Origin of the sequence: Streptomyces sp. WAC04114 (assembly GCF_019733245.1) — a bacterium.
Taxonomy (GTDB): domain Bacteria; phylum Actinomycetota; class Actinomycetes; order Streptomycetales; family Streptomycetaceae; genus Streptomyces; species Streptomyces massasporeus_A.
Window position 1 is genome coordinate 46,773 of sequence record NZ_JAIGQA010000019.1, and the last position, 18,683, is coordinate 65,455.

At 71.2% G+C, this 18,683-nt stretch carries 13 protein-coding genes; 10 read left to right on the forward strand and 3 right to left on the reverse strand.

All coding sequences use genetic code 11. The annotated features are described in order from the left end of the window. Positions 1 to 89: 89 nt before the first annotated feature. From K4G64_RS08415 to K4G64_RS08425, 3 genes are all read right to left on the reverse strand, one after another. The gene (locus K4G64_RS08415; protein WP_221755398.1) at positions 90 to 1,724 is read right to left on the reverse strand and encodes a penicillin-binding transpeptidase domain-containing protein; all 1,635 of its coding nucleotides are present in this window, start codon (positions 1,722 to 1,724) and stop codon (positions 90 to 92) included. A 636-nt stretch (positions 1,725 to 2,360) separates the two neighbouring features. Further along, positions 2,361 to 3,038, reverse strand: coding sequence for a DUF6313 family protein (locus tag K4G64_RS08420; protein ID WP_374206388.1), 678 nt, complete (start codon positions 3,036 to 3,038; stop codon positions 2,361 to 2,363). Between the two features lie 301 nt (positions 3,039 to 3,339). Further along, entirely contained in the window at positions 3,340 to 5,088 is a 1,749-nt protein-coding gene (locus K4G64_RS08425) for a dolichyl-phosphate-mannose--protein mannosyltransferase (protein ID WP_221755400.1), read from the reverse strand. 111 nt (positions 5,089 to 5,199) lie between these two features. On the opposite strand from K4G64_RS08425, the gene rsmI reads away from it, so the two are divergent. The 10 genes from rsmI (at position 5,200) to K4G64_RS08475 (ending at position 18,434) form a co-directional block, all read left to right on the forward strand. Next, positions 5,200 to 6,048: a 16S rRNA (cytidine(1402)-2'-O)-methyltransferase gene (gene rsmI, locus K4G64_RS08430; RefSeq protein WP_221755401.1), complete on the forward strand. Its 849-nt coding sequence runs from the start codon at positions 5,200 to 5,202 to the stop codon at positions 6,046 to 6,048. Between the two features lie 286 nt (positions 6,049 to 6,334). After that, positions 6,335 to 6,763, forward strand: coding sequence for a hypothetical protein (locus K4G64_RS08435; protein WP_221755402.1), 429 nt, complete (start codon positions 6,335 to 6,337; stop codon positions 6,761 to 6,763). A gap of 119 nt (positions 6,764 to 6,882) precedes the next feature. After that, positions 6,883 to 7,773 (forward strand): TatD family hydrolase, encoded by an 891-nt coding sequence (locus K4G64_RS08440; protein ID WP_221755403.1) that lies wholly within the window; start codon positions 6,883 to 6,885, stop codon positions 7,771 to 7,773. 124 nt (positions 7,774 to 7,897) lie between these two features. Continuing rightward, positions 7,898 to 9,484, forward strand: a complete 1,587-nt coding sequence (locus K4G64_RS08445) for a ubiquitin-like domain-containing protein (RefSeq protein WP_308122279.1) — start codon at positions 7,898 to 7,900, stop codon at positions 9,482 to 9,484. Between the two features lie 51 nt (positions 9,485 to 9,535). After that, positions 9,536 to 10,426 (forward strand): 16S rRNA (adenine(1518)-N(6)/adenine(1519)-N(6))-dimethyltransferase RsmA, encoded by an 891-nt coding sequence (gene rsmA / locus K4G64_RS08450; protein ID WP_221755404.1) that lies wholly within the window; start codon positions 9,536 to 9,538, stop codon positions 10,424 to 10,426. Then, positions 10,423 to 11,325, forward strand: a complete 903-nt coding sequence (locus K4G64_RS08455) for a 4-(cytidine 5'-diphospho)-2-C-methyl-D-erythritol kinase (RefSeq protein ID WP_221755405.1) — start codon at positions 10,423 to 10,425, stop codon at positions 11,323 to 11,325. Before rsmA ends, K4G64_RS08455 begins: the two co-directional genes overlap by 4 nt. 66 nt (positions 11,326 to 11,391) lie before the next feature. After that, positions 11,392 to 12,633 (forward strand): HEAT repeat domain-containing protein, encoded by a 1,242-nt coding sequence (locus K4G64_RS08460; RefSeq protein ID WP_221755406.1) that lies wholly within the window; start codon positions 11,392 to 11,394, stop codon positions 12,631 to 12,633. A 71-nt stretch (positions 12,634 to 12,704) separates the two neighbouring features. Continuing rightward, positions 12,705 to 14,513 carry an ABC-F family ATP-binding cassette domain-containing protein gene (locus K4G64_RS08465; protein ID WP_221755407.1) on the forward strand — a complete coding sequence of 603 codons (1,809 nt, stop codon included), beginning with the start codon at positions 12,705 to 12,707 and terminating at the stop codon, positions 14,511 to 14,513. Positions 14,514 to 14,704: 191 nt separating this feature from the next. After that, on the forward strand, positions 14,705 to 16,492 hold the full coding sequence (locus K4G64_RS08470) for a PQQ-binding-like beta-propeller repeat protein (protein ID WP_221755408.1): 1,788 nt from the start codon (positions 14,705 to 14,707) through the stop codon (positions 16,490 to 16,492). 64 nt (positions 16,493 to 16,556) lie between these two features. Beyond that, positions 16,557 to 18,434, forward strand: coding sequence for a PQQ-binding-like beta-propeller repeat protein (locus K4G64_RS08475; protein ID WP_221755409.1), 1,878 nt, complete (start codon positions 16,557 to 16,559; stop codon positions 18,432 to 18,434). The last annotated feature ends 249 nt before the right edge of the window (positions 18,435 to 18,683 follow it).

The following is an 18,683-nucleotide window of genomic DNA, read 5'->3' on the forward strand; positions in this document are numbered from 1 at the left end:
AGGGTCCCCGTTGCCCTCAGGGCCTGTAACAGGCCCCAGCTGTCCCAACGACGGCCACCACCCTAGAGTCCCGTCCTCCGGAGGTGAGATCAGCCACCTGTTCGTAGCACGGCTGCGACAATAGGGCCCGCCGCGTCGCCGCCGTGGCCGCCCTCCTCGGTCATGGCCGCCGCCGCGATGTCGTCGCGGAATCCGGTGAACCAGCTGTTGGACTTGGCGTTGCCGTCGACCTCGGCGGAACCGGTCTTGGCGCCGATGTCGCCGCCGAGCCGGGCCATGGCCGGTGCGGCGGTGCCCTGTGTGGCGGTGAGCCGCATCATCTGCTTGAGCTGGGCGGCGGTGCTCGACCGCAGACCGCGGGCCTGGGCGAGCTCCCGGCCGTCCAGCTTCGGCGAGACCAGGTAGGGCTGGCGGAAGGCGCCGGTGATCGCGGTCGCTGTGACCGACGCCATGTTCAGCGGGCTCATCTGGACCTGTCCCTGCCCGATCGCGCCCGCCGCCCGGTCCGGCCCGTCGACCGCGGGGACACGGCCGTCGAAGGACGCGATGCCGGTCTTCCAGTTGTCCCGCCCCAGACCGAAGCGCTCCTCGGCCTCCTGGGTCAGTGAGGCGTCCGTGAGCGGCTTCTCGTCGATGAGCTTGATGAAGGCGGTGTTGCAGGACCGCATGAAGCTGTTCGCGAGTGTGGCGTTCTCGTTGGGCTTCATGGTCGTGAGGTTCTTGAAGGTCTGGCTCTGCCACACGGCGGTGTCGGGGCAGGGGGCCGGGCCGTTCATCGAGGTCACGCCGTTGTCGATGAGCATCGCGGCGGTGATGATCTTCATGGTGGAGCCGGGCGCCGCCTGGCCCTCGAAGGCCGCGTTGAAGCCGTCCGTACGGTGGTTGGCCACGGCCAGCACCTCGCCCGTGCTGGGCTTGACGGCCACCACCGACGACTGCGCGAACCGCTTGACGGCCTTCTCGGCCGCCGCCTGCGCGCTCGGGCTGATGGTGGTGGTGAGCTTGCCCGGCCTGCCCTTGGCGAGGGTGAGCAGCGGGGTGTCGGGGGCGCCGTCGCCCTCGTGCCGGATGACCAGCTCGATGCCCGGGCTGCCGCCGGCCTTCTCGCCGTACTTGTCACGCAGGGCGTCCAGGACCGGGCCGAGGGAGGGGTACTTCTCCTTCGTCAGCACGGTGCCGTCGCGGCCCACGGCCTCGATGGGCGGGGTGGCCGACTGCTCGGTGACGAGAGTGTCGTTCTTCTTCAGCTCGGGATGCACGACGGACGGCTGCCAGTCGACCAGCGCCCGTCCCGTGGTCAGCCCGCGCACGACCTTCAGCTCGCTCTTGTAGCTCAGCGGCTCGGACTTCCCGCCGTAGGCCACCTTCGCCTTCACGGTGTACGGCACGGTGGTACCCCGGGCCGCACCCGGCGTGATCTTCACGTCGGTGATGTGCGCGTCGTCGGCGAAGGCGCCGAGCAGCCGCTCGGCGGCCGCGTCGTTGTTCGTGTACGACGCCGCCTCCGGGGCCGCTCCCGTCCGCCAGGCCGCGAAGAACTTGGCGGAGGTCTCCTTGACCTCGTCCTCCCCGGGCGGCCCCGACCGCTTCTCCGCGGCGACCCCGCCGGCGCCGCCCCCGTCACCGCTCAGCGCGCTCACGATGTTGAAGGCGCCGTACCCGGCCCCACCCACCATCACCGCGAACACCCCGCCTATGACGGCGACTTTGACCCCCTTGTTCATCGGGTGATCCCCTCCCCGTTGAGCCTTCCGCGCCCCTTTGAACGCGTTCAGAAAGCTCGGTCCCGGGGGCACTCTATGCGCAAGCGGTTACCACGGGGGCGGGCCTTTCGATTTGTGACCGAACATAGATCAGAGCCACGTGAGTCCAGCCACATCCGCGACCGACGGCGGTCGAGGGGATGTCCTGGCCGGTGTGCGGGGGCCAGAAGATTGAGGCTTCATCTGCCTGAAGGCGGAGAGGCGCCCTCAGCCCCTTCGCGGACCGCGAGGTGGCCCGAAGGGGTCGTCTGGATTGCGGGGGCCGCTGGGTTCGTCCGGGGGTCTTGGCAGGAACGGCAGCGGTTCCATGCCTTCGGAGTGCGACCAGGTGCGATATCGCGCTGCGGCCTCCATGAGGGCGCCTACCCGCCAGCTTCGTTCTGCAGGCCGGAAATACTCGGGCTCCACCCCGGCAAGCTCAAGCAGATCAAGCAACATCCGAGCGATCAATGGCTGGTCAAGGTGTTCTTCAACATCCTCCGCGCCCCAGCGGATCAGCGTTTCCGCAGCTCGTGTGAGACCTTCGGTGCTTGCTGTCGGGAAAGCCAGTGCCAGCGATGCTCGCACAATCTCCACGGCGTCATCTGATCGCACGACTCACCTCCTCCTCTCACAGACAATGCAGATCCCATAGCTGCGAGCCAAGACGCGCAGTGCCATCTTTGTCGTGTTCTGTACCTGGCGCAGGCACTCGTGGCGGTCGAGATGGGCGTACTGCTGGGTCGACATGGTGTCCCGGACGAAGACTTCCCAGTGATCCTGTGCTCTGGACCAGTCGTTGCGGTGAGCCACTCGCACCCAGGCATCAACGAAGTCCTGCTGTGCGATGGTTCCGTGAAAGTAGGCGGTCAGGTCATCGATGAGCCCGGGGAGACGCAGGCGCTGCCGCAACTTACGCTGCTTGAAGAGGGTGTGCGTCGAGATCGACTTCGCCCGACTGATGCGCTCGGCGATCACGTGCCCTGCGAATCCACCGATGATGGCAGGCACAAGGAGCCAGCCGATGAGCGACGCGAACCACAACAGGACATGCTGCGGGGCGTCGATGAGGGCGAAGACTCGGTACACCCCACTGGGGCTCTCCGCTCGGGCGGCGAAGACGTACAGCACGCTCAGGCAGACGGCCATCGGGAGTCCCCAGTCCAGAACCCACTGGGTGACACCCTTCAAGGCCTTCCGTGACCGCCATGCTCGACGAAGCCGCCTGACGAAATGCTGGCGTCCCGGTGGCAACTTCAGATGGTTCGGAATCGGGATGGGTCCGCCCAACGGCAACTGTTCCCCCGTAGTCGTCATCGCAGAGTGTCGGCCCCCCGGCCGCTTGCATCGAACTTGAGAGATTCTGCCGCAGAGTTGGCCCGCCTACACGGTGGTTCCGGGGTCCATGGGGCAGCGGGCCGTCGGCAACGTAAGCGCAGGTCCCGCATCACCCGTCGCGCGGTCCACACATCTGCCCAGGTTCGGCGCGGGGCCGTCTTCGGGCCGTCCGAGGGCGGCCCGCGCTACAGCAGTTGGCGACCACCGACGACCAAGGGGGTGCGGCAGACTGCCGCACCCCCGTGACACCTCCGCCCAGCTAGACCCACGTATCCAGCCACATCCGCGACCGCCAGTCGTCGATGGGGATGGCCTGGCCCGTGTACAGGGGCCAGAAAAAGATGAAGTTCCAGGCGATCAGCAGGACCAGGACGCCCGCGGCTGTGGCGCCCGCGACGCGGCGGGTGTCGGAGGAGCGGGGTGGGCCGATGATCGCGCCGAGGAGCATCGCCACCGCCAGGCACAGGAACGGCAGGAAGACGACGGCGTAGAAGAAGAAGATCGTGCGCTCCTGGTACATGAACCAGGGGAGGTAGCCGGCCGCGATGCCGCAGGCGATGGCGCCCGCGCGCCAGTCGCGGCGGAAGAACCAGCGCCACAGGACGTAGAGGACCGCGAAGCAGGCGACCCACCACAGCATCGGCGTGCCGAGGGCGAGGACCTCGCGGGCGCACTTCTCGCCCGCGTCGGCGGGGCAGCCGTCCTTGCCGGGGGCCGGGGACTCGTAGAAGTACGACACCGGGCGGCCGAGGACGAGCCAGCTCCACGGGTTGGACTGGTACGTGTGCGGCGAGGACAGGCCGACGTGGAACTCGTACACCTGGTGCTCGTAGTGCCACAGGCTGCGCAGCCAGTCGGGCAGGAACGTCCAGCTGCCGCCCTTGCCGCTGGTCGCGGCCCAGTTGCGGTAGTAGCCGCCGGAGCCGTTCGTCGCGGAGAGGATCCAGCCGGTCCAGGACAGGACGTAGGTGAGCAGGGCGACCGGGACCGTGGCGAGGAACGCGAGGCCCGTGTCGCGCTTGAGGACCGCCGCGTACGGGTGACGCGCACCCGCGACCCGCCGCGAACCGACGTCCCACAACACCGCCATCAGGCAGAACGCGGCCAGGATGTAGAGGCCGTTCCACTTCGTGCCGATGGCCAGGCCCAGCATCAGGCCCGCCGCCCAGCGCCAGGGGCGCCATCCCAGGCGGGCCGTCTCCGCCGTGTGCCGGTCGGGACGCGCCCGGCCGTCCTCGTCCAGCGGCAGCGCGGCGGCGAGCTTCTCGCGGGCCCTGTCCCGGTCGACCAGCAGACAGCCGAACGCGGCCAGCACGAAGAACATCAGCACACCGTCGAGCAGCGCCGTGCGGCTCATCACGAAGTGCAGCCCGTCCACCGCCATCAGCGCGCCCGCGAGACACCCCAGGAAGGTGGAGCGGAACAGGCGGCGGCCGATCCGGCACAGCAGCAGCACCGACAGCGTGCCGAGCAGCGCCGTCATGAACCGCCAGCCGAACGGGTCGAACCCGAACATCAGCTCGCCGAGCCCGATGACGTACTTGCCGACCGGCGGATGCACCACGTACGCCGCGTCCGTCGGAAGCGTGACGTGCCCGCCCGAGGACAGGACCAGGTCGTTGGCGTTCTTGTCCCAGTTGAGCTCGAAACCGCGGTGGATCAGCGCCCACGCGTCCTTGGCGTAATACGTCTCGTCGAATATCACCGCCCTGGGGCTGCCCAGGTTCCAGAACCGCAGCACCCCCGCCAGCAGCGTGACCAGCAGCGGGCCGATCCAGCCCGACCAGCGCACCAGCCGCACCGCGAGTTTGTGCGGGACGCCGAGCGCCGCCCACAGGCGCGGGGAGGGCTCGGTGTACGGCGGCACCAAGCGGTCACGGACGTCGCGGGCGTCGCTTCTGGGCTGCCCCTGGTAGCCGAAGCGGCGCAGCCGCTGCTGCCAGGACGGCCGCTGGTCGAGCGGCGCCTGGCCCTGCCGGGTGTCCGTGGAGGACGCGGTACTGGTCACCGCGCCATCGTAGGGAACCGTTCTGTGTGAGTCCCGTGCATGGCCGGTATGCGTCCGCATCCTCCGCCCCTGGGAGGAGTCCGCACCCCCCGCCCCTGGGAGGATGGGAGCGTGATCGGAACCCTCGTACTCGCAGGCACCCCCATCGGCGACATCGCGGACGCCCCGCCCCGGCTCGCCGAGGAACTGGCCGGAGCCGATGTGATCGCCGCCGAGGACACGCGGCGGCTGCGCCGGCTGACCCAGGCGCTCGGCGTCACGCCCAAGGGCCGGGTGGTGTCGTACTTCGAGGGCAACGAGTCCGCCCGCACGCCGGAGCTGGTCGAGGAACTGGCCGGCGGCGCGCGGGTGCTGCTGGTGACCGACGCGGGGATGCCGTCGGTGTCCGACCCCGGGTACCGGCTGGTCGCCGCCGCGGTCGAGCGGGACGTGCGGGTCACCGCCGTGCCCGGGCCGTCCGCGGTGCTCACCGCGCTCGCGCTGTCCGGACTGCCCGTCGACCGGTTCTGCTTCGAGGGCTTCCTGCCCCGCAAGGCGGGGGAGCGGCTGGGACGGCTGCGGGAGGTCGCCGACGAGCGGCGCACGCTCGTCTACTTCGAGGCGCCCCACCGGCTCGACGACACGCTGTCGGCGATGGCCGAGGTGTTCGGGGCGCAGCGGCGGGCCGCGGTGTGCCGGGAGCTGACCAAGACGTACGAGGAAGTACGGCGGGGCGGACTGGGCGAGCTGGCCGAGTGGGCCGCGGAGGGCGTGCGCGGGGAGATCACCGTCGTCGTGGAGGGCGCGCCGGAGAAGGGGCCCGAGGAGGTCGGACCGGAGGAGCTGGTGCGGCGGGTGAGGGTGCGGGAGGAAGCGGGGGAGCGGCGCAAGGAGGCGATCGCCGCGGTGGCGGTGGAGGCCGGGGTGCCGAAGAGGGTTGTGTTCGATGCCGTGGTCGCTGCGAAGAACGCGGCGGGGTGACCGGGTTCGGGGTGGGGCTTCGGGTGCTTTGCGGGGCGCGGGTTGTGTGGGGTTGATCGCGCAGTTCCCAGCGCCCCCAAGGGGGCGCTGAACACCCTCTGAGCAGGGCGCATGTCGTTTGAGCGTGCGCCCCATGTCTGGGCAAAGCGCAAGGGGCGCAGGGGCAAGGGACGCCCAAATCGGGGCCAATAGTCGACAGGTCTGCTGCCATCGCTCCGGCAGAGGAGTCCACTGGGCTGCGGGGACGGAATCGTCCTCACGCCACAGCGGACCAACAGGAGCTGGCATGAGTGAGATCGCAGGGCAGACCGGGCTCCGCGCCGGTGCGACCGCAGTCGTCAACGAGTCCTACTCCTTCGCCTGCATGCGGTGCGGGCACGGCTGGGAGCAGTCGTACGAGATAGAGCACCACACGGACGGCGCGGGTCACGAGTTCGTCCTCTACGTCGCGGACGGCAAGGTCGTGCCCTCCCCGCTGAGCAAGCCCGAGTGCCACAACTGCGACAGTCACGTCGTGCGGATCATGCGGCCCGGGCGGGTCGCCTCGGCGCGTGACGCGGCGCACCGGCCCTCCCGCGTGCCACCGCCCGGCGGGCCCGTCTCGGCGCCCACCGCGGACGCCGAGTCCGGGGCGATGGCCGACCAGGAGCAGCGCGAGCACCACCACTGGCATCTGTCCGACCTGCTGCACCCCTTCCAGCGCAAGGCGAGCTGACCCGTCCGGCTTCCCTTGTTCACGCCCTCCCCGGCCCTCCTCCATCGGGGAGGGCGTGCCTCTCTCGTCCATCGGGGAGGGCGTGCCTCTCTCGCAGACCCCTTTCGTAGGATCGGGGCATGCCTTCGAACGACTCCGGCCGCCAGGACAAGAACGCGGCCCCGCCCCTCCCGGCGCCCCTCCGGGTGTCGGTCGCCGACTCCCACACCCACCTGGACATGCAGTCCGGCACGGTCGAGGAGGCGCTGGCGAAGGCGGCGTCGGTCGGAGTGACGACGGTCGTGCAGGTCGGCTGCGACATCAAGGGGTCGCGATGGGCCGCGGAGACGGCCGCCGCGCACGACGCCGTCCACGCGACGGTCGCCCTGCACCCGAACGAGGCGCCCCGGATCGTGCACGGCGACCCCGACGGTTGGTCGCGGCAGGGCGCCCGCGAGCCCGGCGGCCGGGCGGCCCTGGACGACGCGCTCGCCGAGATCGACCGGCTCGCCGCGTTGCCCCAGGTCAAGGGCGTCGGCGAGACGGGCCTCGACTACTTCCGCACCGGGCCCGAGGGCAAGGACGCGCAGGAGCTGTCCTTCCGCGCCCACATCGAGATCGCCAAGCGGCACGGCAAGGCCCTGGTCATCCACGACCGCGAGGCCCACGCCGACGTCCTGCGCGTGCTGAAGGAGGAGGGCGCTCCCGAGCGGACCGTCTTCCACTGCTACTCCGGCGACGCCGAGATGGCGGAGATCTGCGCGGGCGCGGGCTATTTCATGTCCTTCGCCGGCAACGTCACCTTCAAGAACGCCCAGAACCTGCGGGACGCGGTGGCGGTGGCCCCGCTGGAGCTCCTCCTCGTGGAGACCGACGCGCCCTTCCTCACCCCGGCGCCCTACCGCGGCCGGCCCAACGCCCCGTACCTCGTGCCGATCACCGTGCGGGCCATGGCCGAGGTGCGCGGCATCGACGAGGACACGCTGGCCGCGGCTCTCGGCGCCAACACGGCACGCGCGTTCGGATACTGACCCCGCCGCCGACCTCACCGCACGACTGTGCGTAGTCGCGTCGCTTTGGAGAGTGACGACGGCTCCGCTAGGTTCTGGGGGCCCGATCCGGACCCCTCTGGACCCCTCCGGCCCCTGGAGCGGCGTGAGCAACGCGCGGTACGAGACGTACGAGACGTATGGCCCGGCCTACGCCGACCCGGTGTACGGCGGCTTCGACGCGCCACCGGCCGACCTGCACAGCGCACAGACGCTCGCCCACGGGACACCCGGGGCCCCCGGCGCCTACCAGGACACCTACCGGCCCGCCTACGAGGACACCTACCGGCCCGCCCGCGAGGACACCTACCGGCCCGCCCGCGAGGCGCCGACCCTCCCCGGCCGTGAGGCGCCGACCCTGCCCTCCTACGAGGCGCCGACCCTGCCCTCCTACGAGGCGCCGACCCTGCCCGATCACGAGGTGCCGACCCTGCCCGGCCTGCCCCGGCAGGGGGCTCCGGACGGCGAGCCCGGGCGCGGGTTCGCGGGGTACCCCGACCCGGGCACGGGTGCGCGCGCCGGGTCGCGTGCCGCGGCGCGCAACGGCTCACACCGCAGGTCCGCGCGCCGGCGCAAGGCCGCCCGCTACGCCGAGCGCCCCGACAGCCCCATGCGGCGCCTGCTCCCGCAGGCCCTGGTCGTCGCCTTCCTCGCGGGCGGCACCACGGCGTTCGTCGCCAAGGACAAGGCGATCGAGCTGAACGTCGACGGCGAGACCCGCACGCTGCACACCTTCGCCGACGACGTCACCGAGCTGCTGACGGAGGAGGGCGTGGAGATCGGCGCCCACGACGTGGTGGCGCCCGGGCCCGGCACGGAGATCAGCAGCGGCGACGAGGTCGCCGTGCACTACGCCCGCCCCGTGCGGCTCACCCTCGACGGACACCGCCGTCAGGTGTGGACGACCGCCCACACGGTGGAGGGGGCGCTGCGGCAGCTCGGCGTACGGCAGGAGGGCGCGTACGTCTCCACCTCGCGCTCGCGGCGCATCGGACGCGAGGGACTCGCGCTTGATGTGCGCACCGAGCGAACGGTCACGATCATGGCGGACGGCCGCGCCCGCACCGTGCGCACCAACGCGGCGACCGTACGGGAGGCCGTCGAGGAGGCCGGGATCACCCTGCACGGCCAGGACACCACCTCGGTCCCGCAGGGCAGCTTCCCGCGCGACGGGCAGACCGTGACCGTGCTGCGGATCACCGGCGGTCGGGAGGTCCGCGAGGAGCCGATTCCCTTCCAGGTGCGGCGGACGGAGGACCCGACGCTGTTCCGGGGCACGGAGGTCGTGGAGCGGGCGGGCGAACCCGGTCTGCGGCGGATCACCTTCGCCCTGCGCACGGTCAACGGCGTCCGGCAGAAGCCCCGCCGGATCAAGTCGGAGGTGGTGCGCGAGCCGCGCCCGCAGGTGGTGAAGGTCGGCACCAAGCAGCGCCCGGCCTCGGTCCGGGGCGCCGACCACCTCGACTGGCAGGGCCTCGCCGCCTGCGAATCCGGCGGCCGGCCCGACGCGGTCGACTCCTCGGGCACCTACGGCGGCCTCTACCAGTTCGACACCCGGACCTGGCAGGCCCTCGGCGGCAGCGGCCGCCCCCAGGACGCACCGGCGGCGGAACAGACATACCGGGCGAAGAAGCTGTACGTCCGACGGGGCGCGAGCCCATGGCCCCACTGCGGCGGCCGCTTGCACGGATGACGACCAGGCTGGGAAACCGGGCCCTGTGAAACCCCCCGTACCCTTGTCCCCGTGACCAGCAGCCCCACCCCCGACGCCCTTCTGGGCCCCGCCGACGTCCGCGAGCTCGCGGCAGCCCTCGGCGTGCGCCCGACCAAGCAACGCGGACAGAACTTCGTGATCGACGCGAACACCGTCCGCCGTATCGTCCGCACCGCACAGGTCCGCCCCGACGACGTGGTGGTCGAGGTCGGCCCGGGCCTCGGGTCGCTCACCCTCGCGCTGCTGGAGGCAGCCGACCGGGTCACGGCGGTGGAGATCGACGACGTGCTGGCCGGGGCGCTGCCCGCGACCGTCACGGCCCGCATGCCCGAGCGCGCCGACCGGTTCGCCCTGGTCCACTCGGACGCCATGCACGTCACCGAGCTGCCGGGCCCCGCCCCGACCGCGCTGGTCGCCAACCTGCCCTACAACGTGGCCGTTCCGGTGCTGCTGCACATGCTGGACACCTTCCCGACCATCGAGCGCACCCTCGTCATGGTCCAGGCGGAGGTCGCCGACCGGCTCGCCGCCCCGCCCGGCTCGAAGGTCTACGGCGTCCCCTCGGTCAAGGCCAACTGGTACGCCGAGGTCAAGCGCGCCGGTTCCATCGGACGGAACGTGTTCTGGCCGGCGCCCAATGTCGACAGCGGCCTGGTCTCCCTGGTCCGCCGGAGCGAGCCGCTGAAGACGGCGGCCTCCAAGCGCGAGGTGTTCGCCGTCGTCGACGCGGCGTTCGCCCAGCGCCGCAAGACGCTGCGGGCCGCCCTCTCCGGCTGGGCCGGATCCGCCGCGGCGGCCGAGGAGGCCCTCGTCGCCGCCGGGGTCTCGCCGCAGGCCCGGGGCGAGTCGCTGACCGTGGAAGAGTTCGCGCGGATCGCCGAGCACAAGGCCGACCGGCCTCAGGAGAAGGAGACCGCGTGAGCGTCACGGTCCGCGTCCCGGCCAAGGTCAACGTCCAGCTGGCGGTCGGCGCCGCCCGCCCCGACGGCTTCCACGACCTCGCCAACGTCTTCCTCGCGGTGGGCCTCTACGACGAGATCACCGTCACCCCGGCCGACGAGCTCCGCATCACCTGCGACGGCCCGGACGCCGACCAGGTCCCCTTGGACCGTACGAACCTGGCCGCACGGGCCGCCGAAGCGCTCGCCGAACGCTACGGCCGCAGCCCCGACGTGCACCTCCACATCGCCAAGGACATCCCCGTGGCCGGCGGCATGGCGGGCGGCAGCGCGGACGGCGCCGGCGCCCTGGTGGCCTGCGACGCCCTGTGGGGGACCGGCGCCTCCCGCGACGAACTCCTGGAGATCTGCGCGGAGCTGGGCAGCGACGTGCCGTTCAGCCTGGTCGGCGGGGCGGCGCTGGGCATCGGGCGGGGCGAGCAGCTGACGCCCCTGGAGGTCGGCGGCACCTTCCACTGGGTGTTCGCGATGGCCGGGCGGGGCCTGTCCACCCCGGCGGTCTTCCGCGAGTTCGACCGGCTCGGCGAGGGCACGGACATCCCCGAACCGGTCCCCTCGGGAGAGCTCCTCGCCGCCCTCGCCAAGGGCGACCCGGACGCGCTCGCCGCGGCCGTCTCCAACGACCTCCAGCCGGCCGCGCTCTCCCTCTTCCCGGAACTCGCCGGCACCCTGGCCGCGGGCCGGGCCGCGGGCGCCCTCACCGCACTCGTCTCGGGCTCCGGCCCGACCACCGCGTTCCTGGTCCGCGACCCGGAGTCGGCCGGCGCGGTGGCGCAGGCGCTGATGGCGTCCGGGACGTGCCGGACGGCGCGTACGGCATCGGGCCCCGCCCCCGGCGCGACGGTGGCGGCCGCCGGTTAATCACGTGCCCCGGCAGCCGACGGGTGTCTAGGCTCCCCCGGGTCGTCGACGAGGGGGAGCACAGGCGTGGAGCGACTGGTCGAGGCCGTGCGGCGCAAAGACCCGGACGAGGTCCGGGCCCTGCTGGACGACGGGGCCGACCCCGACACCCTCGCGGAAGGCCTGCCCGTCCTCTGCCTGGCCGTGGCGGCGTACGACACCCCCGTCGCCGAGGCGCTGCTCGAAGGCGGTGCCGATCCCCTGCGCCCGCTGCCCGACGGGAGCACCCCGCTGACGCGGGCCGTGGACTGCGGGGCACACCTCCTGGTCCACGCGCTCGCCACCAGCCGGATCCCGCTCCCGGCACCGGCGCGCGCCGACATGCTGGCCCGGGCCCGGCGGTGGTCGGAGGCGGGCGCCGAGGCCGAACTGCGCCGCATCACCGGCCTCACCGGGCCCATCGAGCGGATCAGGGTCGTGGACGACGAGATCGGCTGGTGGTGCGAGCAGCTCACGCTCGGCACGACGACCGTGCGCGACGAGCACCGGGCGATCCTCACCTCCATGGAGCAGCGCTACGGGATCCGTACGCCCTTCGACGAACTGGTCGACCGGGCCCTCACCCATCCCGACCGGGACCACGTCGTCTGGTCGGACGTGGTGTTCACCCTCGGCCGCCGGCTGGACGAGGAGACCTGGCAGTGGACCCGGGACCTCCTCAACCACCCCGACCGGCTGCACCGGCTGCTCGCGGCGGAGATCCTGCTGTTCCTGATCCTCGGCGACCCTCTCAAGGGGGGTGATCCGTTCTGGGAGCGGGGCAGGGAGCTGGTGCCCTGGGCCGAACAGGAGGAGGACCCGGAGGTACTGGCCGCCCTCCTGAACGCGATGACCCACGACAGCGCCCCCGAGATCGAGGCCGTGGGGCTGTCGCACCTCACCCACCCGGACCCGAGGGTGCGCGCCCTGGTGCCGGACACCCTGGAGCACTCCGGGGACGGCCGCTCCCGGGTCCGCCCCGAGGCCCTCGCCATGGTGCTCACCCTGGCCGGTGACGAGGACTCCGGCGTGCGCGAGGCCGCGTGCCGCCGACTCGGGCACCACCGGGGGAACGAGCCCGAGGTGGGGGACGCCCTGGTCGCCCTGACCCATGACGAGCGTCAGGAGATCCGCATCGACGCCGTGTCCGGCCTGGCCTACCGCGACGATCCGCGCTGCGTGGAGGCCGAGCACCGGATCGGCCCCGTCGGCGAGGAGCTGAGGGGCGACGAACGGCTGCTGGACGTGTGGCGCTACCAGCGCCGCCGGGAAGCGGCGGACGGCGGCTGACCGGCCCGGCCGGAGCACCCCGCCGCGCGACTACCCTGGGGGATCGATCCATCCCCCTTGGCAGGAGAGTAATGGCCGTCAACCTGGTCAATGTCGAGAACGTCAGCAAGGTGTACGGCACCCGCGCCCTGCTCGACGGCGTCTCCCTCGGCGTCTCCGAAGGGGACCGCATCGGTGTCGTCGGCCGCAACGGCGACGGCAAGACCACGCTCATCCGCATGCTCGCCCGGCAGGAGAGCGCCGACACCGGCCGTGTCACCCACTCCGGCGGGCTGCGCCTGGGCGTGCTCACCCAGCACGACTCCCTCGACCCCGAGGCCACCGTCCGCCACGAGGTCATCGGCGACATGGCCGACCACGAGTGGGCGGGCGACGCCAAGGTCAGGGACGTACTGACCGGCCTGTTCGGCGGGCTCGACCTGCCGGGGTTCCCCAAGGGGCTGGACACCGTCATCGGCCCGCTCTCCGGCGGTGAACGGCGCCGGATCGCGCTCGCCAAGCTGCTCATCGAGGAGCAGGACCTGCTCGTCCTGGACGAGCCCACCAACCACCTCGACGTCGAGGGCATCGCCTGGCTCGCCCGGCATCTGCAGACCCGCAGGTCGGCGCTGGTGTGCGTCACCCACGACCGGTGGTTCCTCGACCAGGTGGCCACACGCATGTGGGACGTCCAGCGCGGCTCGGTCTACGAGTACGAGGGCGGCTACTCCGACTACGTCTTCGCCCGGGCGGAGCGCGAGCGCATCGCCGCCACCGAGGAGGCCAAGCGGCAGAACCTGGTCCGCAAGGAGCTGGCCTGGCTGCGCCGCGGTGCGCCCGCCCGTACGTCCAAGCCGCGCTTCCGCGTCGAGGCCGCCAACGAGCTCATCAAGGACGTGCCGCCGCCCCGCGACAGCAGCGAGCTGATGCGGTTCGCGTCCTCGCGGCTCGGCAAGACCGTGTTCGACCTGGAGGACATCACCGTCCAGGCGGGCCCCAAGGTCCTCCTCAAGCACGTCACCTGGCAGCTCGGGCCCGGCGACCGGATCGGTCTCGTCGGCGTCAACGGCGCCGGAAAGACGTCCCTGCTGCGGGCCATGGCCGAGGCAGCCCGGTCCGAGGGCGAGACCCAGCCCGTCGGCGGACGCGTCCGCGTCGGCAAGACGGTGAAGCTGGCCTACCTCTCCCAGGAGGTCGCCGAACTCGACCCGGCCACGCGCGTGCTGGAGGCCGTGCAGCAGGTGCGCGAGCGCGTCGACCTCGGCAAGGGGCGCGAGATGACCGCCGGTCAGCTGTGCGAGACGTTCGGCTTCACCAAGGAGAAGCAGTGGACGCCCGTCGGCGACCTGTCCGGTGGTGAGCGCCGCCGGCTGCAGCTGCTGCGCCTGCTCATGGACGAGCCCAACGTCCTCTTCCTCGACGAGCCCACCAACGACCTCGACATCGAGACGCTGAACCAGCTGGAGGACGTACTCGACGGCTGGCCCGGCTCCATGATCGTCATCTCCCACGACCGGTTCTTCATCGAGCGCACCACCGACCGGGTCTTCGCCCTGCTCGGCGACGGCGCCCTGAGGATGCTGCCCCGCGGCATCGACGAGTACCTGGAGCGGCGCCAGCGCATGGAGGAGGCCGCGGCCGCCTCGGCCCCCGCCGCCGTGTCGCAGACCGCGGCCCCGGAGAAGAGCGCCGCCGACCAGCGCGCCGCCAAGAAGGAACTCCAGAAGATCGAGCGGCAGCTCGACAAGGTCTCCGAGAAGGAGACCAAGCTCCACTCCCAAATCGCCGAAAACGCCACGGACTTCGCGAAGGTGGCCGAACTGGATGCGGAGCTGCGGGAGTTGGCCGGTCAGCGCGAGGAGCTGGAGATGCGCTGGCTGGAACTCGCCGAGGACGCGTGAAGGGTGCGTGAAGACGCATAACGACGGCATCACGGGCCGGTCCTCCCTTGGGAACAGGGGGTGGGACGGCCCGGTCGCTGTCGGAACCTGGTGATACAAAGAGTCGTCTTAGAACTTTATGAAGCGACTCTGAGCCTGTTGAGCAACTCAGGGCGTGGCTAAAAATCAGTGATCGAACGGGGGAGCCGCTGATGACTCAGCCGCCCAGTCAGCCGCCGCACGGTGGCTTCGGAGCACCTCAGAACCAGCCGCCGCAGGGCGGTGGTTACGGGGCACCGCAGACTCCGCCGCCGCCCCAGGGCGCGCCCCAGACGCCGCCGCCCCCGCAGGGTCCGCCGCAGCCTGGCCCGCCGCAGCCTGGGTACGGCTATCCGCAGCAGCCTCCGCAGCAGCCCGGTCCGTACGGGCAGCCGCAGCAGCCGGGGCCGTACAACCCCGGCCCCTACGGCCAGCCCCAGCAGCCGGGGCCGTACGGCCAGCCCGGGTACGGCTACCCGCAGCAGCCGCAGTACCCCGGCGCGCCCGGCACCCCGCCCGGGGGCGGCTCGAACAACCCCTTCAAGGGCAAGCCCGCCATGATCATCGGTGCCGCGGTCGCCGCGCTGCTCGTGGTCGGCGGCACGGTGTGGGCCGTCACCGGTGGCGACGACGGCAAGGGCAAGAAGAAGCCCGTCGCGCAGAAGACCGACGACGCCAAGCCCGGCTCCTCCGCCCCGGTCAACCCCGGTGACGGCAGCGGCGACGGCGGGGAGGACCCGGAGGACCTCAACGCGGGCCGCCAGGCCGGCGAGGCCAAGGTCCTCTGGTACAAGGAGGCGCCCGACGCCCCCGGTTCCGGCGCCGACGCCGACGGCATGTGGATCACCGGCAAGACCGCGGTGAAGGCCGCCTACAAGCAGCTGTCCGCGTACAACGTCGGCGACGGCAAGCCGTCCTGGGACGCCATCACCTTCCCGCAGAAGATCTGCGCGACGACTCCGCAGAAGACGTCCGACGACAAGATCGTCGTCGCGTACATGAGCGGCAGCAGCGACCGCGCCAAGTGCAACCAGCTCCAGGAGATCGACCTCGTCACCGGTGAGAAGGGCTGGAAGGAACAGGTCGCCGACGGCGCGCTGTTCGACTCCACGCTCTCCGTGGAACTCTCCATCACCGGCAAGACCCTGATGGTGGGCCGCTCCCAGTCCGGCACGGCGTACGACGTCACCAACGGCGACAAGCTCTTCGACAAGAAGAAGTACGGCAACGCCTGCTTCCCCGCCGCGTTCGCCGGCGGCGAGAAGCTGATCGCCGTCTCCTCCTGCGGCGCGGGCTCCGACAAGGAGCACGACGAGATCCAGGAACTCGACCCGAAGACCGGCAAGGCCAGGTGGACCCAGCCGTTCGACAAGGGCTGGCGGGTCGCGCGCACCTACTCGGTGAGCCCGCTGGTCGTCTACAGCACCAACGAGGACAAGAAGGCCTGGAACATCTCCACCTTCACCTCCGGCGGCAAGTTCCGCTCGCAGGTCGGCTTCGACGAGGACTTCGCCCCCGAGTGCGGCTGGGCCATCCTCGAACGCAACCTCACCGGCTGCCAGGGCGTCGCCGTCGACGACACCACGCTGTACCTGCCGACCGAGGCCACCACCGGCGCCAACGAGATCGTCGCGGTCGACCTCGCCAACGGCAAGGAGAAGTGGCGCGTGAAGTCGCCCTCCGACGAGTCGATGCTGCCGGTGAAGACCGAGGGCGGAAAGCTCATCGCCTACGTGCAGCCGTCGTACGACGCGGGCGGGCAGATCGTGTCCATCCCGACCGGCGGCGGCAGCCACAAGCCGTCCAAGCTGCTGCAGAACCCCGAGGGTGCCGCGGACATCGAGGACAGCTTCTTCTCCAAGGACATCGACTGGGTGGACGGGCGCTTCTACATCTCGACCACCCGGCTGAGCGGGAACGACGACTCGAAGGAGAAGTTGATGCTCGCCTACGGCAAGTGACTCTTCCTCCTTCTTCTTCCGAGCTCCCCCCGTCGTCCGTCCCCGTCTTCGAGGTACCCACGCCATGACCCAGCCGCCGCCTCCGCCGCCCCAGCAGCCCCCGCAGGGGGGCGGGTTCGGGCCGCCCCAGGACCAGCCGCCGCAGACCCCGCAGGGGGGCGGGCCGGACCTCGGCAAGGCCCCTGAGCCGGGGTACGGCTACCCCCAGGCTCCGCAGACGCCTCCGCCGGCCGCGCCACAGACCCCGCCCACGCCTCCGCAGGGGTACGGGTATCCGCAGGGAGCTCCGGCGCCCCAGCCTCCGCAGGCCCCCCAGCCCCCGCAGGGCGCGCCCGGCTACGGCTACCCCGGTCAGCAGCCGGGGGCGTACGGGCAGCCGCAGCAGGCGCCTTATGGGCAGCCGGGCTATGGGCAGCCGGGGTATGGGCAGCAGCCCGGTTACGGCTATCCGCAGCAGCCGACCATGTCGTACCCGCCGCAGGCAGGTCAGCCCGGCGGCGGCAAGAAGCTCAACGCGCAGATGCTGATCATCGTCGCCGCGGTCGTGGCGATCGCCCTGATCATCGGCGGCGGCGTCTGGTACGCCTCGTCCGGCAAGGACGAGGGCAGGCAGAACGACACCGCCGGTCAGAGCGGCGGCACCGGCGGCACGGACGACGACAACGGCGGCACCACCTCCGGCAAGGAGAAGGCGCCGTCCGACCCCAGCGCCAAGGTCCTCTTCCAGGTCCCGGCGCCCGAGGTGAAGAACGACAGCACGGTCGTCGTCTCCGGCTCGTGGCTCACCGACAAGGCGTACGTCAAGAGCGGCATCGCCCAGATCGTCGGCTACGACCGCGACAAGGGCAGCGAGCTGTGGAAGCTCCCGCTGGCCGGTCCGGTCTGCCAGGCCAGCCGTCACGTCACCGACGACAACCTGACGGCGATCCTCTACCAGCCGGCGATGCCCACCAAGGCCGACCCCTCGCACGGGTGCAGCCAGATCGCGCTCATCGACCTCGACGCCGGCAAGCGGCTGTGGACGAAGACCGTCAAGACCGGTGACCAGCTGATCAACTTCGACAACATCACGCTGAGCGGGAAGACCGTCGCCGTCGGCAGCACCAGCGGCGGCGCCGCCTTCGACGTCTCCGGCAAGCTCCTGTGGAGCCCGAAGCCGACCGACTCCTGCTACGACGCCGGGTACGGCGGCGGGGAGAAGCTGGTCGCGGTGCGCAAGTGCGGCTCGTATGACCAGCGGCAGCTGCACATCCAGACCATCGACCCGAAGTCCGGGAAGGTGATCTCGGAGTACAAGATGACCGAGGGCATCGAGTACGCGAGCATCGTGTCGACCAACCCGCTGGTCGTGGCCGCCGACGTCGGCGACTCCGCGGGCGACGGCAGCGGCATCTCCGACTTCTTCTCCATCGACAGCAAGACCGGCAAGCTGCGCACGCGCATCTCCGCGCCGGGTGAGCAGTTCGCGGCCCGCTGCGAGGGCATCACCCGCGTCGAGGCCTGCAACCTGCTGGCGGTCGGCAACGACCGGCTGTACCTGCCGACCGAGGAGCACGACGGCACCGGCAAGTACAGCCAGACCAACGAGATCGTCGCCTTCGACCTCGCCACCGGCAAGCAGACCGGGCAGCGGGCGGACGCGGGCGACGGCTACACGATCTCGCCGCTGCGCATGGACGGCGGCAACCTGATCGCGTACAAGCGTCCGCCCTACGACAAGGGCGGACAGGTCGTGAGCATCGCCGGGGGCAGCTTCAAGGAGACGACGCTGCTGCAGAATCCCGCGAACGAGTCGGTCCGCGACGTGGAGACCAGCATGTCGCCGGAGTACTCCGAGTTCCTGTACGCCGAGGGACACCTGTACATGTCCAAGGTGTACGCGAGCAAGCGGTCGACCGTGCGGGACAAGGAATATCTGGCGGTCGGTTTCGGTACGAGCTGATCGGGCTTTGACCGGGCTCCGATGGGCTCTGATGGGCTCTGATCGGGCTGACCTGGCGCTGACCGGTTCTTGATCGACTGGTGGCTCATGTGGCCCCGTCCCTGCTCAGGGGCGGGGCCACAGCTGTTTGGCGCGGTCAACCTGGAATGAGAGGAATTTCGGCGATCCGGGGCGATTCTCGCCGGTAGGGGGAGCGCAACGTCGAACAAGCGTGTAGCTTCCGGGGGCATGAAGGCGGGGGAGCCGGGG